At 63.4% G+C, this 26053-nt stretch carries 22 protein-coding genes; 9 read left to right on the top strand and 13 right to left on the bottom strand.

From position 1 onward, the window contains the following. The first annotated feature begins 15 nt into the window (after positions 1-15). Positions 16-1215 (top strand): 2-methylaconitate cis-trans isomerase PrpF, encoded by a 1200-nt coding sequence (gene prpF, locus ACNPAA_RS03685; protein WP_200163608.1) that lies wholly within the window; start codon positions 16-18, stop codon positions 1213-1215. A 104-nt stretch (positions 1216-1319) separates the two neighbouring features. Here prpF and ACNPAA_RS03680 read toward each other — a convergent pair whose 3' ends face one another. From ACNPAA_RS03680 to ACNPAA_RS03670, 3 genes are all read right to left on the bottom strand, one after another. Then, positions 1320-1523 (bottom strand): DUF6719 family protein, encoded by a 204-nt coding sequence (locus ACNPAA_RS03680; RefSeq protein WP_413228540.1) that lies wholly within the window; start codon positions 1521-1523, stop codon positions 1320-1322. 192 nt (positions 1524-1715) lie between these two features. Continuing rightward, the gene (locus tag ACNPAA_RS03675; RefSeq protein WP_408809061.1) at positions 1716-2762 is read right to left on the bottom strand and encodes an alpha/beta hydrolase; all 1047 of its coding nucleotides are present in this window, start codon (positions 2760-2762) and stop codon (positions 1716-1718) included. A gap of 97 nt (positions 2763-2859) precedes the next feature. Continuing rightward, positions 2860-5016 carry a TonB-dependent siderophore receptor gene (locus ACNPAA_RS03670; protein WP_417891595.1) on the bottom strand — a complete coding sequence of 719 codons (2157 nt, stop codon included), beginning with the start codon at positions 5014-5016 and terminating at the stop codon, positions 2860-2862. A gap of 130 nt (positions 5017-5146) precedes the next feature. Between ACNPAA_RS03670 and ACNPAA_RS03665 the strand changes: the two genes are divergently transcribed. The 4 genes from ACNPAA_RS03665 to ACNPAA_RS03650 all read left to right on the top strand — a co-directional run bounded on the left by ACNPAA_RS03665 (position 5147) and on the right by ACNPAA_RS03650 (position 9693). Then, positions 5147-6058, top strand: a complete 912-nt coding sequence (locus tag ACNPAA_RS03665) for a helix-turn-helix transcriptional regulator (protein ID WP_223919301.1) — start codon at positions 5147-5149, stop codon at positions 6056-6058. 190 nt (positions 6059-6248) lie between these two features. Beyond that, a complete protein-coding gene (locus ACNPAA_RS03660; protein ID WP_010675134.1) occupies positions 6249-6905 on the top strand; it encodes a Bax inhibitor-1/YccA family protein in 657 nt (218 codons plus the stop codon). A gap of 179 nt (positions 6906-7084) precedes the next feature. Next, positions 7085-9226 (top strand): YccS family putative transporter, encoded by a 2142-nt coding sequence (gene yccS / locus ACNPAA_RS03655; protein WP_052814562.1) that lies wholly within the window; start codon positions 7085-7087, stop codon positions 9224-9226. A gap of 122 nt (positions 9227-9348) precedes the next feature. Continuing rightward, a complete protein-coding gene (locus ACNPAA_RS03650; RefSeq protein ID WP_052814563.1) occupies positions 9349-9693 on the top strand; it encodes a TusE/DsrC/DsvC family sulfur relay protein in 345 nt (114 codons plus the stop codon). 105 nt (positions 9694-9798) lie between these two features. Here the strand turns inward: ACNPAA_RS03650 and dedD are convergent, their stop codons facing one another. The 7 genes from dedD to ACNPAA_RS03615 form a co-directional block, all read right to left on the bottom strand. Continuing rightward, positions 9799-10602 carry a cell division protein DedD gene (gene dedD, locus ACNPAA_RS03645; protein WP_029314728.1) on the bottom strand — a complete coding sequence of 268 codons (804 nt, stop codon included), beginning with the start codon at positions 10600-10602 and terminating at the stop codon, positions 9799-9801. 179 nt (positions 10603-10781) lie between these two features. Beyond that, positions 10782-12041: a bifunctional tetrahydrofolate synthase/dihydrofolate synthase gene (folC, locus tag ACNPAA_RS03640; protein ID WP_408809062.1), complete on the bottom strand. Its 1260-nt coding sequence runs from the start codon at positions 12039-12041 to the stop codon at positions 10782-10784. A gap of 2 nt (positions 12042-12043) precedes the next feature. Beyond that, the gene (accD, locus tag ACNPAA_RS03635; RefSeq protein ID WP_010675139.1) at positions 12044-12907 is read right to left on the bottom strand and encodes an acetyl-CoA carboxylase, carboxyltransferase subunit beta; all 864 of its coding nucleotides are present in this window, start codon (positions 12905-12907) and stop codon (positions 12044-12046) included. A 119-nt stretch (positions 12908-13026) separates the two neighbouring features. After that, the gene (truA, locus tag ACNPAA_RS03630; protein WP_041214976.1) at positions 13027-13836 is read right to left on the bottom strand and encodes a tRNA pseudouridine(38-40) synthase TruA; all 810 of its coding nucleotides are present in this window, start codon (positions 13834-13836) and stop codon (positions 13027-13029) included. A 166-nt stretch (positions 13837-14002) separates the two neighbouring features. Continuing rightward, positions 14003-16129 (bottom strand): FimV/HubP family polar landmark protein, encoded by a 2127-nt coding sequence (locus ACNPAA_RS03625; protein ID WP_417891594.1) that lies wholly within the window; start codon positions 16127-16129, stop codon positions 14003-14005. A gap of 293 nt (positions 16130-16422) precedes the next feature. Next, positions 16423-17439 carry an aspartate-semialdehyde dehydrogenase gene (locus ACNPAA_RS03620; protein ID WP_041214974.1) on the bottom strand — a complete coding sequence of 339 codons (1017 nt, stop codon included), beginning with the start codon at positions 17437-17439 and terminating at the stop codon, positions 16423-16425. 147 nt (positions 17440-17586) lie between these two features. After that, a complete protein-coding gene (locus tag ACNPAA_RS03615) occupies positions 17587-18708 on the bottom strand; it encodes a 4-phosphoerythronate dehydrogenase (RefSeq protein ID WP_151027980.1) in 1122 nt (373 codons plus the stop codon). A 250-nt stretch (positions 18709-18958) separates the two neighbouring features. On the opposite strand from ACNPAA_RS03615, the gene ACNPAA_RS03610 reads away from it, so the two are divergent. Beyond that, a complete protein-coding gene (locus ACNPAA_RS03610; RefSeq protein ID WP_029314731.1) occupies positions 18959-19681 on the top strand; it encodes a phosphatase PAP2 family protein in 723 nt (240 codons plus the stop codon). A gap of 53 nt (positions 19682-19734) precedes the next feature. Here ACNPAA_RS03610 and ACNPAA_RS03605 read toward each other — a convergent pair whose 3' ends face one another. Continuing rightward, on the bottom strand, positions 19735-20556 hold the full coding sequence (locus ACNPAA_RS03605; RefSeq protein ID WP_041214971.1) for a MetQ/NlpA family ABC transporter substrate-binding protein: 822 nt from the start codon (positions 20554-20556) through the stop codon (positions 19735-19737). A 338-nt stretch (positions 20557-20894) separates the two neighbouring features. Between ACNPAA_RS03605 and ACNPAA_RS03600 the strand changes: the two genes are divergently transcribed. From ACNPAA_RS03600 to ACNPAA_RS03590, 3 genes are all read left to right on the top strand, one after another. Next, complete coding sequence (locus tag ACNPAA_RS03600) at positions 20895-21281, top strand: VOC family protein (RefSeq protein WP_109113224.1); 387 nt, start codon at positions 20895-20897, stop codon at positions 21279-21281. A gap of 69 nt (positions 21282-21350) precedes the next feature. Further along, a complete protein-coding gene (locus ACNPAA_RS03595) occupies positions 21351-21890 on the top strand; it encodes an isochorismatase family protein (RefSeq protein ID WP_417891593.1) in 540 nt (179 codons plus the stop codon). 17 nt (positions 21891-21907) lie between these two features. Further along, entirely contained in the window at positions 21908-22087 is a 180-nt protein-coding gene (locus tag ACNPAA_RS03590; protein WP_223956531.1) for a hypothetical protein, read from the top strand. Positions 22088-22105: 18 nt separating this feature from the next. Here ACNPAA_RS03590 and modF read toward each other — a convergent pair whose 3' ends face one another. Together modF and ppsA are read right to left on the bottom strand one after the other, a co-directional pair. Further along, positions 22106-23560 (bottom strand): molybdate ABC transporter ATP-binding protein ModF, encoded by a 1455-nt coding sequence (modF, locus tag ACNPAA_RS03585; protein ID WP_417891592.1) that lies wholly within the window; start codon positions 23558-23560, stop codon positions 22106-22108. 118 nt (positions 23561-23678) lie between these two features. Then, entirely contained in the window at positions 23679-26051 is a 2373-nt protein-coding gene (ppsA, locus tag ACNPAA_RS03580) for a phosphoenolpyruvate synthase (protein ID WP_323909555.1), read from the bottom strand. Between the last annotated feature and the right edge of the window lie 2 nt (positions 26052-26053).

Below are 26053 nucleotides of genomic sequence, written 5' to 3'. Positions count from 1 at the left end.
TTCAGGACACTCTCTATGGCCCACATACCACAAGTCAGAATTCCGGCCACCTACCTTCGCGGCGGCACCAGCAAGGGGGTCTTCTTTCGCTTATCTGACCTGCCCGAGCGCTGCCAGCACCCGGGCCCGGCACGGGATGCCTTCTTCCTGCGGGTCATCGGCAGCCCCGACCCCTACGGCGCCCACATGGACGGCATGGGGGGGGCCACCTCCTCCACAGCCAAGTGCGTGATCCTCTCCAAAAGCCAGCAACCCGATCACGATGTGGACTACCTCTACGGCCAGGTCGCCATCGACAAGGCATTCGTGGACTGGAGCGGCAACTGCGGCAACCTCTCCACCGGCGCCGGGGCCTTCGCCATCCATGCCGGCCTGGTGGACCCGTCCCGCATCCCGGAGAGCGGCACCTGTGAGGTGCGGATCTGGCAGGCCAATATCAGCAAGACCATCCTCGCCCACGTGCCGGTGACGAACGGCCAGGTGCAGGAGACAGGCGATTTCGAGCTGGACGGGGTGACCTTCCCCGCCGCCGAGATCGTGCTGGAGTTTCTCGACCCGTCCGATGACGGGGAAGACGGCGGCGCCCTCTTCCCCACCGGCAATCTGGTGGACGATCTTGAGGTGCCCGCGTCTGTTGTAAAGAGCGGCGTACTGAAAGCCACCCTGCTCAGCGCCGGCATCCCCACGGTGTTCGTCAACGCCGAGGACATCGGTTATGAGGGCACCGAGCTGCGCGAGCAGATAAACACGGACCCCGAGGCCTTGGCACGCTTCGAGGCGATCCGGGTTGCCGGAGCCCTGCGCATGGGGCTCATCAAACGCCCCGAAGAGGCGGCCACTCGCCAGCACACCCCGAAAATTGCCTTCATCGCACCCGCCAAGGATTACCGCACCGCAAGCGGCAAGGAGATTATTGCTGGCGAGATCGATCTGTTGGTGCGGGCCCTCTCCATGGGCAAGCTGCACCACGCCATGATGGGCACCTGCGCCGTGGCCATCGGCACGGCGGCGGCCATTCCCGGCACCCTCGTCAATCTGGCCGCCGGGGGCGGCGAGCGCGAAGCGGTGCGCGTTGGTCACCCCTCCGGCACCCTGAGAGTCGGAGCCCAGGCAGAGCAGGTAGCGGGACAGTGGACGGTCACCAAGGCGGTGATGTCCCGCTCCGCCCGCATCCTGATGGAAGGCTGGGTGCGGGTCCCTGGAGATGCCTTCTAGCCCGCTGCGGCATCACACCGACCAGGCCAGCCAGACGAAAAGAGCCCCAAGGCGACTGCCTCAGGGCTCTTTTTTGGATGTTTCATGCTGTGAGAATCACATCATCATTGCGGTCTTGCCACACACTCCACCTTTCTTGGCACATTGTGCTTCGTGTCCCCGCCGATGAGCCGCTTGACCTGCCCGGGTGGGCAGCGACCGTCATCCACATAGGCGGTCTCCCCAAGGGGCAGCCTGCCTGGGGGCGGATCCTGACTCAGATAGGTAACGGGAATGGGCGCAGGCGCAAACCCACTGCACCCCGACATCAGGAGTGCGCCGCACCACAGAGCCAGCATGCCTCCCCTCTTTCCTGCAACCGCCATCGCTCACTCCCTGCCTCTGTCGGGGCACCGACCCGGCGCCCCTCGTTTCGGCAGTCTACCCAGGGATGGCGCCGAACCGACACCCGTCTCCGGCGCCGTTGTGACGATTCCAGACACAGGCAAAAAATCGGCTTTTCACGGCTTCGACCCGTAGTAGTGGGCCAGCAGGGCATCGGCCTCATCCACGGGGATCGCCATCTGCGGCCAGCGCGCGGCCTTCTCCCTGATGTCCCGCAGGCTCCCCAGCTCCGGGCGCAGTGCGCTGCCGAGGTGGCGGTTCAGGGCATCAAAGCGGGCGATCACCCCCTGTCGGCTGAAGTGACCGGGCGCCAGATCCAGTCGGTAGCCCTGAAACAGCCACTGGAGTCCCTGATAGACGGCGGGGTGGTAGACGCTGTGGTGATCCTCCTCCTCGAAGTAGCGGCTGGTGACGTGCAGGTTCGGGCCGGGCGCTGCCACCACCTGCCGGGCAAACTGCTGCAGGCGATCCCGGTGAAACTCGGAGCGCCCGAATCCCGGGGTGAAGGGGTTGTTGGCCACCGCCATGAACAGCGAGGAGGCGTGCCTGAGCGGCCCGGTCAACTCCGACGCGATGCGCTCGTAATTGCGGGGGTAATCGAACCAGAGGCTGGCGTCGATGGCGATCACCCCCTGGAACTGGCCGCCGTCTTGCGCCTGTGCATCGAGTGCCAGCAGGCCACCGAGGGAGTGACCCACCAGCAGGGCTGGCGCCCGGGTCCGAAACCTCTCCTCGATGAGGGGGTGCAGCTCCTCACTCAGATAGCGCAGGAACCGGGGCCCGCCCCCCGTCACGGCATAGCCGGGCCCCGCCGGTGCCCCATTTGGCAAGGTCATGGTGTGGCTCGGGGTGTAATCCCGCATCCGGTCGGTGTTGTGGACCGCGACGATGATGAGGGGGGGGATAGCCGGATTGAGCCCGGCCCGCAGGGCCCGGGTGATGCCGACAACCTCCAGCAGGCTCTTCTCCCCGTCGAGCAGATAGAGCACGGGGAACCGAGCCCCGGGCTCGCGTTCATATTCCCGGGGCAGGGAGACGCTGTATTGCCGCGTCTCCCCCAGCAGGGCCGAATGGTGGGTGAAGCGCTGGGCGTAGTGGAGCATGTCTGCCTGGGCAGAAGAGAGTGTGATCATGGTGAGCAGCAGGGTGATGAGTCTTGTCATGAGATGAACCAGGATTGTGTCGCCAGCCTTGGGGATCCCCCGTAGGACGGCGCACAGAGACGACAACAGGGCCCGCAGGCCCTGCTGTCGTCGGTCGTTACAGCTTGTAGGTGAAGCCTGCCATCAGGTTCGCCGGCTCGCCGTACATGTTGAAGGTGTTGGTGGAGCCGACCCGGTAGAAGTACTCCCGGTCGAGCAGGTTGTAGAGATTCAGGGTCGCCTGCATTCTGTCGTTGATCTCGTAACGCACCGCCGCATCGAACAGGGCATAGCCCCCCTGGTGGGTCTCGACCCCCTTCTGGTTGAAGCCGTAGTCGCTCACCGCCGTCATCCCGGCCCCGAGGTGCAGCCCCTGCACCCAGTCGGCCAGGTGGTAGTCGGTCCAGAGGGAGAGGGCGTGACGGGGAATGGTGTCGAATTTCGGGTTGTGATCCCCGGCCTTCTCCTCGATGTCGGTGAAGGTATAGCCGGCCATCACCATCCAGTTCTGGCTGAGATAGCCGCTCGCCTCCAGCTCCACCCCTTGCGTCTCCACCTTGCCGGTGGCCCAGTAGGTGTTGGTGATGGCAATGCCCTGATCGTCGTAGGCCTGGGCCGCGATGTTGTCGTCCTTCATCAGGAAGAGGGTCGCCCGGGTGTTGAGCAGGCCGTCACGCAGCGAGGACTTGATGCCGGTCTCCCACTGGCTGCCCTCCCGGGGCTTGAGCAGGTTGCCGCTCTCGTCCTGGCTGGTCTGGGGCTTGAACACCTTGGAGTAGCTGGCATACCAGGCGTGTTCGTCGCTCAGGTCATAGACGGCCCCCGCGTAGGGAGTGAGCTTGCCGTTGAACGCACTGGACTCGCCGCTCTGGGCTCCGGAACTCAGGGTCGTGCTGACGGCATCCAGATCGTACCAGGAGACGCGGGCCCCGGTGATCACCGCGAGCGGCTCCAGCAGACGCCAGGTCACCTTGCCATACAGACCGAGCTCCGACTGCTCCTCATGGTCATTCTTGGTGTAGCTGTAGTCCGGCTTGGCGACCCGGGTCGGGTCGAAATCGAACACATTGATCTTGCCGAGGTTGCGGTTGGTGTAGGTCTGGATGTCCGACTCGTAGCGCTTGTAGTCGGAGCCCAGCACAAACTCGCTCTTGTGCCCCAACAGATCGAACATCTGACTGTAGTTGGCATCGAAGGCCATGTTCTTCTGCTGGTTCCCCTGGCCGTTGAACATCAGCCCGGTGTTGCCCGCCGCGTCCACGGGGCCGTTGGTGAAGGTCTGCTCCAGCCGCATGTCGTGATCCATGTAGCGGGCCGAGACCTGACCCACCCCGCCGTTGGCAAAGGCGTGTTGCAGCGAGGCCCCCACATCCGTGGTGTCGGCGTCGAAGAAGTCTTCAGCCGACCCCAGGTAGGTGCTGCGGCCGATGTCGAGCAGGGAGCCGTCCTTGTACGCCGGCAGGCCGTTGGTGGGCAGGATGTCCTTGGTCTGGTGCAGGGCGTAGACGGAGAGGCGGGTGCGATCCGAGAGATCGAACTCCAGGGTGCCGTAGTAGGTACCGTTGTCGTTGTTGTTGTAGTCCACCTGGTTCTTGATGTCGGCGTTGGCCACCACGACGCGACCGCGCAGGGAACCCTCGTCGTTGAGTGCGCCCCCCATGTCCGCCTCCAGGTAATGCCTGTCCCAGCTGCCATAGCGCGCCGTGACCGAGCCCTTGAAGGCGTCGGTCGGACGCTTGAGCACCATGTTGATCACGCCCCCCAGCTCGCTGGTGCTGTTGAAGAGGCCGGAGGGGCCCCGCATGATCTCCACCCGATCCACCGCCGCCAGCGACGGCAGGGTGCCGTACTTGCTCTGCATGGGCGATGGCAGGCCGTTGAGGTTCACCTCGTCGTACTCATAGCCGCGGGAGAAGATGGAGGAGCGACCGCTGTCATTGACCAGGGTGCGCAGACCCGGCGTGAACTTGGCCAGATCGTCAACCGCCACGAAGTTGCGCTCCTCGATGTAGTCGTTGGTCAACACGGTGATCGACTGGGGGATGTCTTTGAGGGCCGCCGGCGTCTTGGTGCCGACGGTGGCCGAGTCGACCCCATAGCCTCCCGTCTCCTCCGACGGCGACATCCCGTAGAGTGGATTGCCATAGACGACCAGGGTTTCGTCCGGCTTGATGTCCGGTGTGTGTGCCCCTGCCGGGGCGGCAAAGGTGACGGCCAGAGCGGCAGAGATGGCCAGAGCCAGCGGGCTTCGCGCTTTATCCTTCAAGACAACCATAGTAAGAGTGACCTCAAGATAGAGATGATAATCATTTTCATTTGATTTTCCGGGGGCTAATATATCACTCCATCTTCCGCCGCAGTTTTGCGGTGTGGTCATTTCACTCTTCGACATGGTCAAATTGCACATGACTGACACAGTGGCAAGGGACACCAGCGCACGCCAGCGGGGGCGCTTCACCGGCAGGGTGGAGAACCTGGTGATCCAGGAGGGTCTTCGCTTTCACAACAAGGACATCGTTCACAAGGCAGACTTCGCCACCGAGCGGGAGTTGCCGCCGCAGTTGATCATCGCCATTCCCCTCGAGAGCCGGGCCCTGATGACCTATGGCGCCACTCACAGGCTCAAGGGGGGTCGCTTCCATGAGTCCGACCCCATAGTGGCAACCGCCATCCTCTATACCGAGCCCGACATCGTGCAGGGGGCGGCCAAAGCCCAGGTGCGCAGCCGCAGCATCGTCCTCTCCCTGGACCACACCTGGCTCGCCCACAACCTGGCACAGGCGCATCGCAAGGCTTTCGCACAGACCTTCAGCCGCCATCTGAGCCGCGTCGACTGGACCCTGCCCACGGCGCTTGGACAGATTGCGGAAGCGCTCAATCTCACCAGCAGCCAGAACGCCTCCGAGATGCTGATGCGCAAGGCCTTTGCCCTCAGTGTCTGGGAGAGCCTGATGACCCACCTCCAGCAGGCCGCCTCCCCCTGCTGCCAGCGCCAGAACGAGCAACCGACGCGCCTCAAGATGCTGCTCAGAGATGAAAAAGTGGACGAGATGACCCTGACCGAGATCGCGGCCACCCTCGGCATGAGCGTCTCCACCTTGCAGCGAGCCGCAAAAAAAGAGCTGGGCATGAGCCTGCAGCGCTACCTTCGCCAGCGAAAGCTGCAAGAAGCGCGGGCCAGGCTGGAGGCGCGCAGCCTCTCTCTGCAAGGGGCCGCCGCCCACGCCGGCTATGACCATGTGGCCAATTTCATCACGGCGTTTAGAAAGCAGTTCGGCTTCTCGCCGACGCGGATCGCCAGACAGGGTAAAGTGTAGGAGCTGGCGCTCTCTGCAACGCCTTGAGCCTCCTTGTTCATGCGCAATACATCTTTGTTCTGGGATAGTAGGCACCACGCAGGTGGGGTGGCGCTTGAAATCAGCGCTCGTCATCCACACATTCAGTGCATACAATGCGTTAACGAAGCACAACTGGTCGCTTCACCCCGGAAATCAAGAGGACATCAAGATGGATACCCGTTCTATCTACACTGGCACCCAGGGTGCCGTGCGCGACACCAACAAGGTGCTGCGCAACACCTACATGCTGCTCTCCCTCACTCTTGGCTTCTCAGCCGTGGTAGCCGGGGTAGCGACCGTCATGAACATGCCGCCCCTGCACTGGGCCGTGTTCCTCATCGGTGTCTACGGCCTGATGTTCCTGACCGAGAAGAACCGTGACAACGGCATGGGGCTGGTGTTCACCTTCGCCCTGACCGGCCTGCTGGGCTATAGCCTCGGCCCCATCATCAACATGTACATGAACAATGGCGGCGGCGAGATCGTGATGACGGCGCTGGGCGGTACTGCGCTCACCTTCTTCGGCCTGTCTGCCTATGCCCTGACCACCAAGCGGGATCTTTCCTTCCTCGGCGGCATGCTGTTCGTCGGGTTCTGGGTACTGCTGGTAGCCATGGTTGCCAATATCTTCCTGCAGATGAGCGCCCTGAGCCTGGCCCTGTCCGCCATGTTCATGCTCTTCTCCTCCGGCGCCATCCTGCTGACCACCCAGCAGATCGTGCGCGGCGGCGAGACCAACTACATCTCTGCCACCGTCACCCTGTATGTCTCCATCTACAACATCTTCCTGAGCCTGCTGAGCCTGCTTGGCGGCAACCGCAACTGATGGATGCTTAAGATGCACAAGACCCCGCTTCGGCGGGGTTTTTATTGGCGCCCATTCCTGTCAGGATAAGTTGCAAATCAAGGATATGAAGCGAAGTGGCCCTGATCCAAATCAGGGCCGTTTCGTTATCGACAGGTTATGCTGTCACTTTCGTTTCGCTCAAGGGTTGCCTTCATCCCATGCCCATGGACTTCTCAGGTTTATTGCGCCGTCTGCTGACCGACAGCCACATCTATTTCGCCCTCAAGGTCCTGCTCGCCATCGCGGGGCTGCTCGCCTTCGCGCTGGCTACCGGTGACATCCAGCTCACCGTGCTGCTCTCCCTCGGGGTGGTGGCCGGTGCCATCGCCGAGACCGACGACAGCCTCTGGGGCCGGGTCAAGAACCTCGCCATGACCCTGCTCTGCTTCCTGTTCGCCTCATTGTGCGTGCAGTATCTCTTCCCCACCCCCTGGCTCTTTGCCATCGGGCTCGCGGGCTCCACCTTTATCTTCGTCATGGTGGGTGCCCTCGGCCAGCGCTACGCCACCATCAGCTTTGGTTCCCTGCTGATTGCCATCTACACCATGCTGGGGGCAGCCAAGGCGCCGGATCTGCTCTATCAGCCGCTGGCCCTGTGCGCCGGGGCCCTCTGGTACGGCCTGGTGTCCCTGGTCTGGCTCTGGCTGCTGCCCTACAAGACCCTGCACGAGCAACTGGCCCAGAGCTACTTCGCCCTCGCCCGCTATTTGCAGGAGAAATCCCGCTTCTTCCCGGCCGACGAACACGGCGCCCAGGCCATCCGCCACAATCTGGCCCAGCTCAACATCAACCTGGTCAATGCCCTGAACCAGGCCAAGACGGCGCTCAATGCCCGTCTTCATGCCCCCGGCCGCCACGGGGTTGCCCCCGAGCTCGCGGGCCTGCTGCGCCTCTACCTGCTTGCCCTGGAGATCCAGGAGCGGGCCACCTCCAGCCACTACCCCTACAGCAAGCTGGAAGCGGAGCTCAAGCAGGGCATCGTCCTCGACGGCTTCCAGGAGGTGCTGTCACAGCTTGCCGACGCCTGTCAGCAGCTCGGCTACGCCATCCTGGTGCACAAGCCCTACACCCACCACAAACGCATTCACTGGACCCTGGAGGCCCTCGGCGATCAGCTGGAGTTCACCCACCTCAAGCAGCACTACCCCAAGACCCTGCTGACACCGATGAAGTTCCTGCGTCGCAACCTGGCCAGCATCAACCAGTTGCTGCAAAGCGCCGAAGAGCTGCAAAACCCCGCCGCGCCGCCCACCAGCCTGCCTCCCCTGGCACGGCCGGTCGCCCTGCCCTTGCTGGCATTGCTCAGGCAGCACCTGACCCCGAACTCCATGGTGTTTCGCCATGCCCTGCGGCTCTCCCTCGGGCTGGTCGTGGGCTATGGCATTCTACAGGCGTTTCACCTGGACAAGGGGTACTGGATCCTGCTCACCGTATTGTTCGTCTGCCAGCCGAGCTACAGCGCCACCCGCCGTCGTCTGGTGCAGCGGATGCTCGGCACCTTTGCCGGTATCCTCATCGGCGTGCCCGTGCTCTGGTTCTTCCCCGAGCTGCACCTGCAACTGGGGATCATGGGGCTTGCCGCCTTCCTGTTTTTCACCCAGGTGCGTAGCAACTACAGCGCCGCCGTCTGCTTCATCACCCTCTACGTGCTGATGGCGTTCAACCTGCTGGATGGCATCGGCTTCGCCATCCTGGGACCCCGCCTGCTCGATACCCTGCTCGGCTGCCTGCTCTCCTACGCCCTGGTGGCCTGGCTCTGGCCCGACTGGCAATACAAGCGGTTGCCAACCCTTATCGCCAACTCCCTGTCCGCCAATGCGAAGTACCTCTCGGCGGTTCTCGCCAGCCTGCATCGCCAGCGGGATGAATCCCTGGACTACCGGGTAGCCCGCAAGTGTGCCCACCTCGCCGACAGCGAGCTGGCCATGGCCTGGCAGAGCATGCTGGTGGAGCCGAGCAAGCGCCGCCGCTTCCTGGATCTCTGTTTCACTCTCACCTGGCGCAACCATGCCCTGCTCTCCTATATCTCGGCACTCGGGGCTCATCGCGACAAACTCGAGCCCATCGAGGGGCTGGAGGAGATAAGCCGCCACATCAGCCAGACCCTGGAGCAGGCCGCCGGTCACCTGGCGGGGGAGATGCCGACGCCGCTCGCGGGAGCCTGTCCGGCCATCGCTCCGGAGAGCAGCGAGGAGCAACTGATGCTGAGCCAGCAGCTCACCCTCATCAGCCAGTTGGCAGACGAACTGCTGATGCTCGCCAACGATGGCCAGTTGCTGACAGGTCAGGGCCGGACCTAGCCAGCCATAGCCGCCGGGCCAGTCCCGCCCGAGGCAGGCGCCAAGCGCCGCCCCGGTTGCCGGACGGGACGCAAGGCGCTACCATGCCCGCCCCATTGAGATAGCCTTTTCGAGGAAGCGTCATGTCCGAGCCACACCATTTGCAGTTCAACGGCCAACTCATCGAGACCGATGCCCAGGGCTATCTGCGCCACAGCGAGCAATGGAGCGAGGCGCTGGCCCTGATGCTGGCCGAGAAAGAGGGGATTGTGCTGGAGGATCCGCACTGGGAAGTGGTGCGTTTCGTACGGGCCTTCTATCTGGAGTTCAACACCTCCCCCGCCATCCGCGCCCTGGTCAAGGCGATGGAAAAGCAGTACGGCCCAGAGAAGGGCAACAGCCGCTACCTCTACAAGTTGTTCCCGGAAGGCCCCGCCAAGCAAGCCACCAAGATCGCAGGCCTCCCCAAGCCGGTGAAGTGCATCTAGGCCTTCTCTGCAGCCCGATAGCCACACGGCCTCCCCCGTGTTGGACACAAAAAAAGACCGCGCCCATGTTGCCATGAGGCGCGGTCTTTTCATTTCATCATGCTGTCAGGGGTTGTAGGCCACCACGGAGCCGCTCAAGCCCGTCATCTGGCTGATCCGGCTCTGCATGCCCTGCAACTTGGCCTTGGAGACATCCGGCCCGATGAAGACCCGGTTGATCTGCCCCTGCACCGGAGTTCTCGGCGACGTCTGGGCCGAGTAGCCCGCCGCCCTCAGCTTGCTCACCAGGGCATTGACGCTGTCTGCATTCTTGAAGGCGCCAAGCTGCAGGATCCAGCTCCCCTGAGCCGGGGCTGCTGCCGGTGCCGTAGTCGGCTGGGCCATCTTGCTCGCGATGAGATCATCCATGGTCTTGATCTGGCCCGCCTGTGGCTTGGCCTCCACCGGTTTTTGCACCTCTACCGGCTTGGTTGGCACCGGCTTGGGTTTGGGCTGCTCCACCGGTTTCTTGGCGATCACTTCCGGCTTGGGCTCGGGTTTGGGCTGGGGCTTGGGTTGCGCCACGGCCTGTACCGGCTGCTGCTGGGTGATGGGAGCCTGACTGGCTCCCGCTGGATTGGCTCCCCCCTGATTGGCCAGGGTCACGGTATCGCCAATCTCCTCTACCTGCCACTGGGTCGCGGCAGAGGCCTGCTGCTGACTCGCCAGATGCTCGGCCGGCAGGGTGCTCGCCGCCGAGACCTGAAGCGCAGGTTTGGCGGGCTCGAGCTCCGGACGCAGGGGGATCTTGGCGAAGGCCTCGTCCTTTTGCTCCAGCTTGTTGCCGTCCATCAGGTCCGGCAGAAAGATGACCACCAGGGCGACCAGGATGACGGTCCCCACCAATCTGTTTTGAAACTTCGAAGCCAAGTTAATTTCCACCCATGTTACTTAGGATCCATTGCAATCTTGCACACTTCGCAAAGAACGCCTCCCCTCACGCCGGCTGGCGAAGCCGGGTCCCTCGCCACCCACTTGGCCTGAAAGGGGATTATCCAGTGCAAAACCCGGCCCGTCGTCACGATGACGGAGCCAGGGGAGCGAACGGCTCAGACCGCGCCCAGAGCCAGCACGTCGGCGACAGTGTAAAACGAGCCGAACACAATGACCATATCGTCAGGACTCGATGCGGCCAAGGCGGCGCCGTAGGCATCCCCCACGCAGGCAAAGGTGAGCGCCGCGCCCCGGCCGCTGCCAAGGGCCGTCGCCAACTGGTCGGCCGTGGCCGCGCGCGGGCCGTGGAGGCTTGCCAGGAACCACTTGTCAATCAGACCGTCAAGCTCGGCCAGCGACCCCGCCATGTCCTTGTCCTTGAGCATGCCAACCACGGCGCGGCGCTTGCCCTTGCCGGGGAGCTGGCGCAACTGGCTGGCGAGATAGGCGGCAGAGTGGGGATTGTGGGCCACGTCGACGATGACCAGCGGCGAGGTTTGCAACTGCTGCATCCGGCCAGCAAGGCGGGCATTGGCCAGGCCGTCGCGGATGGCGGACTCCGCCAATGGCAGACCGAGGGACTCCAGGGCCGCCAGCACGGTGACCGCATTCATCAGCGGCAGGGCCGGTTTGGGCAATCCCGACCAGTGGTGCAGGCCGTGATAATCCCAGTCACCTTCATGCTCGTCACCACGAAAATCGATGCCGACCTGACGCAGGCAGGCGCCGAGGCGCGCCGCTTCGCTTGCAATGGTCGACGGCGGATTGGGCTCCCCGCTGATGGCGGGTTTACCTTTGCGATAGACGCCAGCCTTCTCCACTGCCACCGCCTCCCGGGTATCCCCGAGCCAGTCGCAGTGATCCAGGGCAATGGAGGTGATCAGGGCGACGTCCGATTCCACCACATTGGTGGCGTCGAGCCGCCCCCCCAGCCCCACTTCCAGCAAGAGCACATCGGGCGCGGCGCGACGAAACAGCCACAGACCCGCCAGGGTGGCGAACTCGAAGAAGGTGAGGGCGATGTCGCCCCGGGCGGCTTCCACCTCGGCAAAGGCCGCGCAGTGATCGCCATCGGCCAGCTCCTGGCCATTGACGCGCACCCGTTCGGTAAAGCGCAGCAGATGGGGTGAGGAGTAAACACCGACCCGGTAGCCGGCGGCCATCAGGATGCTGGCCGCCATGGCGCAGGAGGAGCCCTTGCCGTTGGTGCCCGCCACCGTGATCACCTTGAACGGCAGTTCGGTGAGGCCCATGCGGCGGGCAACCGTGCCGACCCGCTCCAGCCCCATGTCGATGTTGGCTGGGTGGATCTGCTCCAAATAAGAAAGCCAGTCGACCAGCGACCGGCTTTGGGATTGTTGCATGTGTGAACTCATCTTCAGTCTTCGATAACCTGAGTGTTCATCAGCTTGGCCAGCAGACCGGCCAGACGGTTGCGCATTTCGCGCCTGTCGATGATGAGATCGATGGCGCCCTTCTCCAGCAGGAACTCGGAGCGCTGGAAGCCTTCCGGCAGTTTCTCGCGCACGGTCTGCTCGATGACGCGGGGGCCGGCAAAGCCGATCAACGCCTTGGGTTCGCCTACGTTGATGTCACCCAGCATGGCCAGACTCGCGGAGACGCCACCCATGGTGGGGTCGGTCAGCACGGAGATGAAGGGCAGGCCCGCCTTGGTGAGGCGATCTAGGGCCGCACTGGTCTTCGCCATCTGCATCAGGGAGAACAGGGCTTCCTGCATCCGCGCACCACCGGAGGTGGAGAAGCAGACCAGACCGCGGCCCTCCTTGATGCTCTCCTCGACGGCGCGCACGAAGCGGGCACCGACCACGGAGGACATGGAGCCCCCGATGAAGGAGAACTCGAATGAACAGGCGACGACCGGTACCCCCTTGAGGGTCCCCTTCATCACCACCAGCGCATCCTTCTCGCCCGTCTCTTTCTGGGCGGCAGACAAACGATCCTTGTAGCGCTTGGAATCCTTGAATTTCAGGATGTCTTGCGGCTCCAGCTCGGCCGCGACTTCGCTGCGTCCCTCGGCGTCGAGGAAGCTCTCGAGACGGGCACGTGCGCTGATGCGCATATGATGGTCACACTTGGGGCACACTTCGAGATTGCGCTCCAGCTCTGCCCGGTAGAGCACCTGTTCGCAAGCAGTACACTTGGTCCACACCCCTTCCGGAATGTTGTGACGACGCGGTGTGGTGATCTTGCTCTTGGGAAGGATCTTCTCAAGCCAGCTCATGGAATTCCTTAATGCATTTGTGCCTGACAAAACACATCGAGCCTTGATTGTTCAATGACTTAACGGCTCGATGGCAATAAACGACGGATCATTAAACCACAAATTTTCGGGCCCAGTTACTAAAAACTGGTCGTACCCGGTGCCGAGTCCGGCAGCCACAGCGGACCGAGAGGCGGCCGGGGCAACCCGAATTCGGCCGGGTAATCCACATCCACCAGATAGAGGCCGCCCGCCTTGGCGGTCGGGCCCGCCAGGTTGCGATCCTTCGCCGCCAGCACCTCGGCAATCCACTCCACCGGTTGAAGCCCCTGCCCCACCAGCAGCAGGGAGCCGGTGATGTTGCGCACCATGTGATGCAGGAAGGCGTTGGCCTTGATGTCGAGCACGATGTAGGGGCCGGAACGGCTGACACACAGGTGGGTCACATTGCGCCAGGGGGTGTTGGACTGACAGGCGACAGCCCGGAAGGTGCTGAAGTCGTGCTCCCCCAGCAGGCTCTGACCGGCCTGATGCATCAGCGTCGCATCGATGGCTTCGTGGTAGTGGCTGACGCCTTGGCCCAGGATCGCCGGGCGGTAGTTGTGGTTGTAGATGACGTAACGGTAGCGACGGGCGGTGGCGCTGAAGCGGGCATGGAAATGCTCGTCCACCTCCCTGACCCAGCGCACGGCGATGTCTGGGGGCAGGTTGGAGTTGAGCCCCAGGGTCCAGGCGCCTTCTGCGCGGTTCGACTCGGTATCGAAGTGGATCACCTGGCCGGTGGCATGCACCCCCGCATCGGTGCGACCGGCACACTGGATGGAGACGGGGTGGTTGGCGATGCGGCTAAGGGCTTTTTCCAGCTCCTCCTGAACGCTGATCACTTCGCGCTGGCGCTGCCAGCCGAAGTACCGGCTGCCGTCATATTCAATACCAAGGGCAATTCGCATGGGTAACGGTGTCTTCTGATGAAAGGATGCAGTGAAAGAAACGGAGCGGATTATACGCGCTCGGGCTCAAAAGTCCCAGACCGGGCGAGGCCGCGGTGCGGGGCCCCCAAAGAGAGAGGGCAGCCCACGGGCTGCCCTCTCTGGTGCATGGATGACAAGGGCCTGCCTAGCCCAGGCGCTTGAGCAGCTTCTGCGCCTCACTGCGCTGGTGCTCGCTGCCCTGGGCCACCGCCTCTTCCAGCAGCTCACGGGCGCTCTCCTTGTCGTCGATCTCGAGGTAGGCCCGGGCCAGATCCAGCTTGGCCCCCACCCCGCCGTCATCGGCATCCACATCAAAGCCGTTGGACTCCGGCAGCACCTCGGGGAAACCGTCCAGCCCCACATCCAGGGAGAAGCCCTGATAGGGTTCCTGCTCCGTGCTGCTGGCATCGGCATCGGCCAGCAGCTTGTCGATTTCAACGAAGTCGCTGTCTTGCACCTGCTCGCGGGGTTTCACCTCCCCCTGATGGGACTCCACCTCGGCGAAGGCATCCTCGAAGTCCGCCAGGGCCAGCTCGCTGGGATCCCACTCGGACGCCGCCGGCTTGGTGGGCTCCAGCCCGAGCTCGGCCAGCATGTCGTCCACATCGTCCTTACCAAACCCCGTCTCGTCGATGTGCGGCGCCTTGGCGGCAAGCTCATCGTCGGTCGGCTCGCCAAACCCGGTCTCTAGATCGCTCAGATCGAAGTTGGCCAGTGTCTCGTCACGCTGGCTGCGGCTCTCCTCCTGGGCCTGGGCCAGATCCGCTTCCAGATCCGCGTCCAGCTCGGCAAACAGGGCGGCCTGCAGCTCCTCCTCGGTCATGATCTCGTCATGACCACGGGCAGAGGAGGCGGGCTCGTCGGAGAGATCGAGTTCCGGCACCACGGGCAGATCGAAGTCACCCTCGTGGGCCAGATCCAGCTCGGGCACCAGATCCGGATCCCGGTTCGCCGTCGTCACCGCAGGTTCCACATCAAAGGCGGAGAGCGCCGTCTCGTCATCCCGGAAGATGACATCGGCGGCAGCACTGGCACCATCTTGCTTCCTGCTCACTTCCGGCTCGTTGAGATCCGGCATGCCATGGAGGGGCTCGTCATCCGCGATGCCCACCGTCATCAACTGCTCAAACTCGCTGTTCTCGTCTCCCATGACCATGGAGGTCGACTCGGAGAGGCTCTTCTCCTGCTCTTCCAGCTCGCGGCGGGCACGAGCACGCAGCCAGAGCGTGACCAGGGCAAGCACCAGGAGTACCGGCAGCAGGATGATCATGGCGAGATTGAGCGGCGAAGAGAGCAGCTCCATCAACCAGCTCTGTTTGGGCACCGGCGCCACCACGGGAGGCGTCGGATTGGCCTTGAGTTCCGCCACCTCTTTTTGCAGGGCGGTCTGATCCTGCAACTGGGCCTTGAGGGTCTCCACCTCTTCGGTCAGGGCTTGCAGGCGCAGCTTGAGCCTGTGGTTCATCTCGGTGACCTGGCCGAGCTGGGCGTTGGCATCTTCCAGAGCCAGCGCCATCTCGGTGGAGGGTTTGCCCACCGCAGTGGCGGGCAGGGGCGCCGGCGCCGTGCTGGCGGCGCTGCTCGCAGCAGCGCTCACCACCACGGGGGGGGAGACAGCCGCCTTGGCGGTCTCCTTCACCTCGGGGGCAGGAGCCGTCGCCTTGGGTGCCGCCGGGATCGGCGCCGCCTTGGGCGGTGTATTCTTGGCCACCACAGCCGGCTTGGCCGGAGCAGGCTTGCTCGCCACCGGCTGGGCGACATGGGATTGCTTGTTGGCCAGGTATTTGGGGCTCAGCCCCTTCCAGCTCGCGTTGTCGCTGTTGAAGCGACGGCGTGCTTCGGCATCCGTGATGCGCCCCGCCTCTGCGGCGGTGGGCAGCAGGATGTGGGAACCCACCAGAATATGGTTGATGTTGCCGTCTGCGAAGCTTCGGGGGTTCTTGTCATAGATGGCCACCATGGTCTGGTAGACGCTTACCCGGTTGGAAGGGCGATGCTTGCTCGCCAGACTCCAGAGGGTATCGGTGGGACGCACGGGACCATAACTGCCAGCCGACGCAGCAGGCACCTGACGCACGATGGGCTCGGCTCTGGGCAGGGTGACGGGCGCCACGGGCTGGGCCCGGGGCTCTGGTTGCACCGCGGGGGGCGGTGAGCCATCCGGTCCCTTGAGTTCGACAAAGAAGGGTTCTCGCGCCCCCTCTTCGGCCTGAACCGTGCCCAGAAGCCCCAATGCGAGTAGCGTTGCCAGCGTTATGCGGGAATGTCCCATATTCGTTCCTTCGTATGACGGCCCTATCACATTGAAAAATCTGGATAGTTACCCCAAAACAATCGGCTCAATATAAATCAGGCGCCGGTCTCAAGCCAGCGATCCGACATATTTCGCGCCCGGCGGCGACCAGAAAGCAGCCCCAGACGCGAACCAGAGTGTAGAAAAAAACCTAGTCCACTGATATCACACGGTATTCCAAAAACCGGAGAGTGGGTTCCCGGTCACATACCGGGGCCAGGGCGCCCACATCAAGGCGGGGTTCCCTCCCCGCCCGGGGCCGACATCCGGCCTCAGAGGTAGTCGCGTACCAGCAGTTCGGCAATCTGCACGCTGTTGGTTGCCGCGCCCTTACGAACGTTATCGGCCACGATCCACATATTGATACCACTCGGATGAGAAATATCCTGGCGTACCCGCCCGACCATCACATCATCCTGACCGGTGGCATCGCGCACCGGGGTCGGGTAGTCCCCTTCATCATCAAACAGGGTGACGCCCGGGGCATTGCGCAGCAGCTCCTTGACCTGCTCGGCGTCCAGCGGCTGATGCAGCTCCACATGGACCGCCTCGGCGTGACCGTAGAAGACCGGTACCCGCACGCAGGTGGGGTTCACGGCGATGCTGGCATCCCCCAGAATTTTCTGGGTCTCCCACACCATCTTCATCTCTTCTCGGGTATAGCCGTTGTCGGTGAAGGCATCGATCTGCGGGATCAGGTTGAAGGCGATCTGCTGCGGATAGAGGGTCGGCTCCACCGGACGGCCGTTGAGCAGGTGGGCGGTCTGGCCCGCCAGCTCGCTCACCCCTTCCTTGCCGGAACCGGAGACGGACTGGTAGGTCGCCACGTTGATGCGACTGATGCCTACCTCATCGTGCAGGGGCTTGAGGGCCACCAGCATCTGGATGGTGGAGCAGTTGGGGTTGGCGATGATGTTGCGGTTGCGAAAATCGGCCAGCGCGTCCGGGTTCACTTCCGGAATGACCAGGGGAATGTCCTCGTCGTAGCGGAAGCAGGAGGTGTTGTCGATGACGATGCAGCCGTGCTCGGCGGCGATGGGCGCCCATTTGGCCGAGACCTCGGCACCGGCGGAGAAGAGTGCGATCTCCACCTGGCTCCAGTCAAAGGCCTCCACATCAAGGATGTCGACGTTCTTGCCGCCAAAACGCACCGTGTCCCCAGCGCTGCGACTGGAGGCGAGCGGATAGAGGGTCGCTACCGGGAAGGCGCGCTCCTCCAGGATCTCGATCATGGCCTGACCCACGGCGCCGCTGGCACCCAATACCGCTACGTTGAATTGCTGACTCACTGATCTGTTCTCCTGTGATGCGGCCCGTCGGGGCCGGGCATGAGGGCCCCGGCTGGCACGCGTATCGGTTTGATGACAGGCCCGCCATGATGCCGGGCCGGGGGGAAGCGCCGCCTGGGCAAGCCCCTCCCCTTGTTGAAATCGGGTTTATTGCTTCGAGACGGCAAAACCCAGTCGGGCCAGTCTGTCGTCGGCGAAGGGCCCTTTCAGTTGCAAGGCGCCCAATTCGCGCCGCTCGGGGTAGCGCTTGCGCTGCTCATCGAAGCTGCCGGGCAGCCCGATCCGGTTGCGAAAACGGGCGTCGTCACGGCGCACGTCATAAACAAGGTGGACAAGCTGCTTGATGAGCGCCTGATCCGCCGGCTGCCCCGGCGTCAGCTCGCGCACCTCTGGGGCAGGCAGCAGGGATTGCAGATCCTGGCGCGGGGTGCGCCCCAGTTGCCGGCACAGCGCCTCATAGAGCATCCAGGTGCCACGGGCCTTGCCTTCCAGGCTGTAACCGGCGATGTGCGGGGTGGCCAGCTCGGTATGGGGCACCAGTTCATTGAGGGGCTCCGGCTCTCCTTCCCACACGTCCATCACCAGCCGCAGGGGATGGGGTCCCTGCTGGCGGACAAGCAGGGCACGGTTGTCCCACACCTCGCCGCGGGATGCGTTGATGAGGATCTGCCCGGCCGGACGCTCGGCGATCTCCTCGGCTCCCAGCAGGTGGAAGGTGGCCTCATCCCCTTCACGAAGATAGGGGACATGGAAGCTGACGATGTCGGCATCCAGGGCAGTGCGGTAATCCACGAAGTCGCCAGCGGCGCCGCTACGGGCCAGGGGCGGGTCGCAGCGCAGCACCTTCATCCCGAGCGCCTCGGCCTTGCCGGCCACGCTCTCGCCGGTGTTGCCGGCGCCGATGACGGCGAGGCTCATCTCGCTCAAGGTCAGCTCATGGCGTTCCGCCAGAACCAGCAGGGCGGAGAGCACGTAGTCCCCCACCGACACCTTGTTGCAGCCGGGGGCGCTGAAGAAGGGGATGCCCCGCGCCGCCAGCAGCCCCTGATCGATGTGATCCGTGCCGATGGTGGCCGTACCGACAAACCCCAGCCTGGGGCAACTCGCCAGGAGCGCTTCGTTGACCCGGGTCACGGAGCGCACCAGCAGCACATCCGCCTCTTGCAGATCCGCGGCCTTTATTTCTCGTCCCGGCAGGGGAACCACTTCACCAAATTCCGCAAACAGCTCCACCGCATGGGGCATATTTTCATCAACGACGATCTTCATCGGCACGCATCTCGTCCACAAGGGCCACAGGCGCGCCATTCTAGCCCAAACGCGACGGATTTTCAGAGGCTTGTTGGCAGACCGCTCTGCGGCCATCTTTCCGCCTTCCGGCCTCAGGTGCGGGCACGATGCCCGGCAGCATCATATGTAACAGCCTGTTGCCCTTGCCCCCTTCGCCTTGACCAGAGCAACCTGACTGGCACAATGACGCCTCTTTTTAGCCGCTCGCGCCACCGAACCGGACCCCTTGATGCCGACTCACTCCTCTTCGTTGCCACGCCGCAAGGTGCTTCATTTCAATGCCCTCCTGCTCCTCCCCCTGCTGCTGCTCGTCTGCCTGCCCTGGCAGCCGTTCATGACCCAGGCCCTGCAATCGGGCTGGCTATGGTGGCCCTACGCCCTCACCCGCATGGTGGACTTGCCGGGGCTGGTCTTCACCATCGCCGCCCTGCTGCTGCTCACAAGACACAAGCTGACGCTGGACGGTCGCGCTCTGCTGGCGCTGGCTGGCGCCCTCTTTGCCGTGCTGGCGAGCGACTGGGTCATCAAGAGCCTCATCAAGCTGCTGACCGAAGAGCCCAGGCCCTACCTCATCTGGCTGGAGAGCCAGGAGCTGATCCCCGCCATCCGCCAGTTCTATGGGGGAAGCCAGGCCCTTCGCAGTGAACAGGTCCACGCCGCGACCCAGTTGCTGGCGCTGCCCGCCTGGCTCGGCCAGCACTGGCAGGCAGAGGTCAACTATGCCTTTCCCTCCGGTCACAGCATCGCCGCCATGAGCCTCGCCCAGTTCTTCGGCCTGATCTGGCTGGCCCGGGCACCCGCCGGGGCCTGGCTGTTGCCACTCTGGGCCATCGGGATCGGCCTCTCGCGCACCCTTATCGGCATGCACTGGCCCCTGGATGTGCTGGCAAGCGCCCTGCTTGGCAGCCTTACCGCCCTCCTGGCCGCCCGCTGGTGGTTGCGCCACTACTGACCTCCAATAAAAAACGGGCACCTGGGTGCCCGTTTTTATCGCTTGTACGCCACTCACCCCTTCTGCTGCCAGCCCTCGGGATACTTGTAGCCGACGAAGCGCTTGGCGGCATAAGCCTTGAATTCGGGGGAGTTGTAGGCGGCCGCCACATCCTTGGCGAACGGCTTGCCCGCATCGGCGCTCTTTACCACCACCCAGTTGATGAAGTCATAGCTGCGCTCGAGGAAGAGGCCGGAGCTGAACGGGATCCCGCTTGAGGCGGCAAAGTTGCCGTTGATGACGGAGAAGTCCACATCCTCACGGGAGCGCGGCAGCTGCGCCGCCTCCAGCAGCACCAGCTTGAGGTTGTGGGGGTTCTTCACCACGTCGAACTCGCTCGCCTTGAGAGGATTGATCCCCTCCTTGAGGCTCAGCCAGCCCAGATCCTGCAACATCAGCAGTGCTCGGGCCTGGTTGGTGGGATCGTTCGGGATGGCGACCGTGCTTCCCTCTTTCACCGCCTTCAGATCCCCCAGCTTGCCGGCGTAGAGCCCCATGGGACCGGTCGGTACCTGGGTGATGGGCGCCAGAGAGAGACCCCGGTCTTTGGCGAAGCTCTCCAGATAGGGCTTGTGCTGGAAGCAGTTGACGTCAAGCGACCCGTCCGCCAGGGCGATGTTGGGGGTCACGTAGTCGGTGAACTCCACCAGCTTGACCTTGTAGCCCTTGGCTTCGAGCTGCGGCTTGATAGAGTCGGTCACCATGTCGGCAAAGTCGCCAACCGTGGTGCCGATGACGATCTCTTTCTTCGCCTCATCGATGGCAAAGGCGGACAGCGGCAGGCTGCTGGCGAGCAGCGCCAGGGCGGAAAGGGTGAAGAAGGAACGACGTTGCATAAAAACTCCCTGTCAACATGATCATCAAAACGGTGAACGGTCGGGGGCGAACATGCAGCCACCACACAACCATCTAGCCATCCAAACGGCTAATTTAGCACACCATAACAGAGCTCGTAGCCTTCGCCAAGCAACAAAACCGGGCAAGCTTGGCCAGCACGAAGCAAAGCGCATCCCGCAACTGGATGAAAAATCTTTGACGGAGCGCGCAGTTATGCGCCTTGCCCTCTCCCTGCCTGGCGTCAAACTAACTTATTGTGGTCATTCGATACCCATTTCAACGGTTCCCATGAGGGCCTGATGGGCTGCTCTACACCCAGACAACACAAGGAGTCACCGTGTTCGATCATGTTGAAATCAAGGTGGTGCGTTTTGACTCCTGTCAGCACTTCTACGCCACCGTACTGGCTCCTCTTTTGATAGAACTCAAATGGTCTGATGAGGCGGCGGCCGGTTTTGGCCTGATGGGCCGCGATCACGTGGGCTTTCTGATTGAGCGGGGGCAGCAGGGCGCCTCCTGCCATCTCGCATTCAGGGCCGACGACACGACACAGGTGGATGCGTTCCATCACGCGGGGATCAAGGCAGGTTTTGCCTGCAATGGGCTGCCGGGACTGCGTTCCCACTATGCCCCCAATTACTACGCCGCCTTCCTGCGCGATCCCGATGGCAACAACATCGAGGCGATGACCTACCTTGAATGCCCAGACACGGCAAGCGAGTGAAGCAGCGCCACTCAGTCAGCCAACGAAAGCCTTCAGGCGAGGCAGTCCGCCACAGACAAGGAGACATTCATGCTTGAGCAAAACACCACCGGCCTGCTGGTCGTCGATATCCAGGGCAAACTGGCCCGTCTGGTCGAGGAGAGCGACACCCTGATTGCCAATACCGCCAGGCTGGTGCAAGGGGTCAGGGTGCTGGGACTGCCGGTTGTCTGGCTGGAGCAGAACCCGGACAAGCTCGGTGCCACCGTGCCCGAATTGCAATCGCTGCAGGCAGGCGATCTTGTGCTGCCCAAATACAGCTTCGGCGCCCTGGGGGAGCCGACGGTGGCGGCCGCGTTGGCCGAAAGCGGGATCGAGCATTGGCTGGTATGTGGCATCGAGACCCATATCTGCGTCTACCAGAGCGTGCTGGGGCTTCTCGCCAGCGGTGCCGGGGTCTCGCTGGTGGTGGATGCGGTGTCGTCCCGCACCCTTGCCAACCGGGATCTCGCCATCGGCCAGCTTGCGGCCAGGGGAGCTGCCCTCACCTCGGTGGAGATGTGCCTCTATGAGCTGATGGGGGATTGCCGCCATCCGGCATTTCGCCAAATCCTCTCCCTGGTGAAATGACCGCCATGATGGACAACATGGCGCCCTTTCTGTTCGCCCTCATCGCCTTCGGGGCGGCACTCATGGTGACGGTGACGGGGATGGCCGCCACCCGTCACTATCTGGCCTGGCTCTGGCTGGGGATCATGCTCTTCTTCGGGCTGTGGTGGACGCTGCTGGATATGCCGCCGCTCCTCGCCGAACCAGCCCCTCTCTGACCATGCCGCCCGGACGGCTCAGCCCCCCAGACGCTCCTGCAGATAGTCGTATCCTCCCCCCTCCCTTGGCACGAAGCTCAGCCTGTGGGTCAGACCGGGGGGCGCATCATCGGCATGATGGGAAACGAACAGCAGCTGGGTTCCCTCGCCCACGAGGCGCGCGACCATCTCCCGCACCAGGTGACGGTTGAGGGGATCCAGTCCCTGCAGGGGTTCGTCCAAGATGAGCAGCGGCGGATGCTTGACCAGGGCACGGGCGATCAGCACCAGTCGCTGCTGACCGAAAGAGAGAGAGTGGAAAGGCTGCGCCCCCTGATCGGCCAGCCCCAGCAGGGCCAGCCACTGGTTCGCCAGCGCCAGCTGACGATCCCCCGGCCGGGTATAAAGCCCGATGGAGTCATAAAAGCCGGAGAGGATCACCGTCTGCACCGAACAGCTGACGCGATAGTCCAGGTGCAGCGCCGGGCTGACCAGCCCGATGTGGCGCTTGATCTCCCAGATACTCTCGCCACTGCCCCGGCGGCGCCCGAACAGGCGCAGATCATTGCTGTACCCTTGCGGATGATCCCCGGTGATGAGGGAGAGCAGGGTCGACTTGCCAGCGCCGTTTGGTCCCACCAGTTGCCAGTGCTCCCCCTCGTCAATGGTCCAGTCGAGCCCGTCGATGATCACCTGATCCCCGTAAGCGATACGCATGGCTTTCATGACGACCCGAGGGCCGGGAGGCAAGGGCTCGGGTGTCATCAGCGGTGGCGGCAAACGGGGGGATACGGTTTCGGCGCGAGCCAGCTGGGCCACCTCCTGGCTGCCGAGCACCGCCTCGCGCTCCCCCGCCAGCAGCAGACGACACTCGCCGAGCAGGCCGAGGTGAGTGGCAAAGGGGGGGATCTCGTCAAAACGGTTGACGATCACCACCAGGCGCAGCCCCTCTGACACCAAGTCGGCCAGCAACATCATCAAAGAAGCCCTGGCCCCCTGATCCAGACCATCGAAGGGTTCGTCCAGCACCAGCAGCTCAGGTCGCCCCAGCAGGGCGCGAGCCAGCAGCAGCTTGCGCCCCTCCCCGCTCGAGAGGTAGCGATAGGGGCGCTCCCACAGGGATTCAATGCCAAAACGGGCCAGCAGCGCGCGGGCCTCATGCTCCTCACCCCCCGCCTCCAGCATCAGGGTCGATACCCGATACCCCGCCTCCTCCTCTTCCCCCAGCATGTCGGTATTGCGCCGCTGCCAGTCCAGCTCCCCCAGCTGTTGCTGCGACTCGAACGAGAGTCGCTCGGCCCGAACTCGACCGGATACCGCTCCGGCACGCACGGCCAGCTCGCCCCACAGGGCCGACGCCAGCGCCGTCTTGCCGCTGCCGTTGCTGCCGACGAAGGCCCAGCAGGCCTGCGGAGTGAGACAGAGTTCGGGAATAACCAGGGTGTGGTGGCCACGCAGGGCCAGGGTGGCGGATTGCCACTGCAATGAGGTCATGGGATCGTCCTGTGATGGGTGCGGAGCGCCTTGCTCATTCCCCTTGTAACAGAAAAAGGGGGGCGCAGACAAAAACGGCGCCATTGCGGCGCCGTGTCATCAAAAAGCTGGGACGGGTTTAGCCGGCCTTGTGCTGCTCGGCCAGATAGAGCCAGGTGTCGACCACGGTATCCGGGTTGAGCGACACGGAATCGATCCCCTGCTCGACCAGCCAGGCGGCGAAGTCCGGGTGATCGGACGGCCCCTGGCCGCAGATCCCCACGTACTTGCCCGCCTTGCGGGCGGCGGCGATGGCCATGGCCAGCAGTGCCTTGACCGCCTCGTTGCGCTCGTCGAACAGGTGGGCGATGAGCCCGGAGTCCCGATCCAGCCCCAGGGTCAACTGGGTCATGTCATTGGAACCGATGGAGAAGCCGTCGAAGTGCTCGAGGAATTTGTCCGCCAGCAGCGCATTGGAGGGCAGCTCGCACATCATGATGACTTTCAGGCCGCGCTCGCCACGGCGCAAGCCGTTCTCAGCCAGTATCTCCACCACCTGCTCCGCCTCACCCAGGGTACGCACGAAGGGGATCATCACCTCGACGTTGGTCAACCCCATGACATCCCGCACCCGTTTCATCGCCTCGCACTCGAGGGCGAAGCAGGGGCGGAAGCTGTCGGCGATGTAGCGCGACGCGCCACGGAAACCGATCATGGGGTTCTCTTCATGGGGTTCGTAACCACGGCCCCCCACCAGGTTGGCGTACTCATTGGACTTGAAGTCCGACATCCGCACGATGACCCGCTCAGGCCAGAAGGCGGCCGCCAGGGTGGCGATCCCTTCCGTCAGCTTGGCTACGTAGAACTCGCGGGGGCTCTCGTAGCCCGCGATCATCCTGGTGATGGTGGCCTGGAGTTCCGGGGTCTGCTGATCGAACTCCAGCAGCGCCTTGGGGTGGACCCCGATCATGCGGTTGATGATGAACTCGAGGCGGGCCAGGCCCACGCCGGCATTCGGCAACTGGGCAAAATCGAAGGCGCGGTCCGGATTGCCGACGTTCATCATGATCTTGATGGGCAGGCGCGGCATGTTGCCCACCTCGGTCACCGCCACGTCAAAGTCGAGCTCGCCGTCATAGATGAAGCCGGTATCCCCTTCCGCGCAGGAGACGGTGATGAGCTGACCATCCTGGATGTGGTCGGTGGCGTTGCCGCAACCCACCACTGCCGGAATGCCAAGCTCCCGGGCGATGATGGCGGCGTGACAGGTGCGTCCACCCCGGTTGGTGACGATGGCGGAAGCGCGCTTCATGATGGGCTCCCAATCCGGATCGGTCATGTCGGTGACCAGCACATCGCCAGGCTGCACTTCATCCATCTGGCTGATGGAGGAGATGACACGGGCCGGACCCGCGCCAATCTTGTGGCCGATGGCGCGCCCCTCGATCAGCACCTTGCCGGTTTGCTTGAGGGCAAAGCGCTCGAGAGTATTGGCTTCCTGGCGGCTACGCACGGTTTCCGGACGGGCTTGAACGATGTAGAGCTTGCCATCCTGACCATCCTTGGCCCACTCGATGTCCATCGGACGACCGTAATGCTGCTCGATGATGAGGGCCTGCTTTGCCAGGGCCATCACTTCCTCGTCCGTGATGCAGAAGCGGTTGCGCTCGGCATCGGTGGTGTCGACCACCTTCACCTGACGGCCATGACCGGCATCCCCGGAGTAGGTCATCTTGATGAGCTTGGAGCCCAGCGTCTTGCGCACCACGGCGGGGCGCCCGGCCTTGAGGGTCGGCTTGTGCACATAGAACTCGTCCGGGTTGACGGCCCCCTGCACCACCATCTCGCCCAGGCCCTGGGCGCCGGTGATGAAGACCACGTCGTTGAAGCCGGATTCGGTATCCAGGGTAAACATGACGCCGGAAGCGGCCAAGTCAGAGCGCACCATGCGCTGTACCCCGGCGGAGAGAGCGACCCCCTTGTGGTCATAGCCCTGATGGACCCGGTAGGAGATGGCGCGATCGTTGAACAGAGAGGCAAACACATGCTTGATGGCAGTCATGACGGCATCGATGCCGCGCACGTTGAGGAAGGTCTCCTGCTGACCGGCAAACGACGCATCCGGCATGTCTTCCGCGGTGGCGGAGGAGCGCACGGCAAAGGATGCCTCGAGCCCGGCGCTCAGCTTGTCGTAGGACTCGCGCACCGCCTGCTCCAGAGCGGGCTGGAAGGGCGCTTCCACCACCCAGTCGCGGATCTGCTGACCGGCCCGGTTGAGGGCGGCTATGTCATCCACATCCAGACTGTCGAGCAGGTCATGGATCTTGCCGTTGAGGCCGCTTAACTCCAGAAACTCGTTAAACGCAAAGGCCGTGGTCGCAAACCCGCCCGGCACGGACACGCCGGCCCCCGAGAGGTTGCTGATCATCTCGCCAAGGGATGCATTCTTGCCGCCGACGCGTTCAACGTCCTGCATACCTAGCTGTTCGTACCAGAGTACGTACTGTTGCATTT

It is taken from the genome of Aeromonas sp. PS2Canimalfood6 (assembly GCF_048276795.1).
Lineage (GTDB): Bacteria > Pseudomonadota > Gammaproteobacteria > Enterobacterales > Aeromonadaceae > Aeromonas > Aeromonas caviae.
The sequence above is the reverse complement of the archived record's forward strand: the minus strand, read 5'-3'. Positions and strand labels throughout refer to the sequence as shown.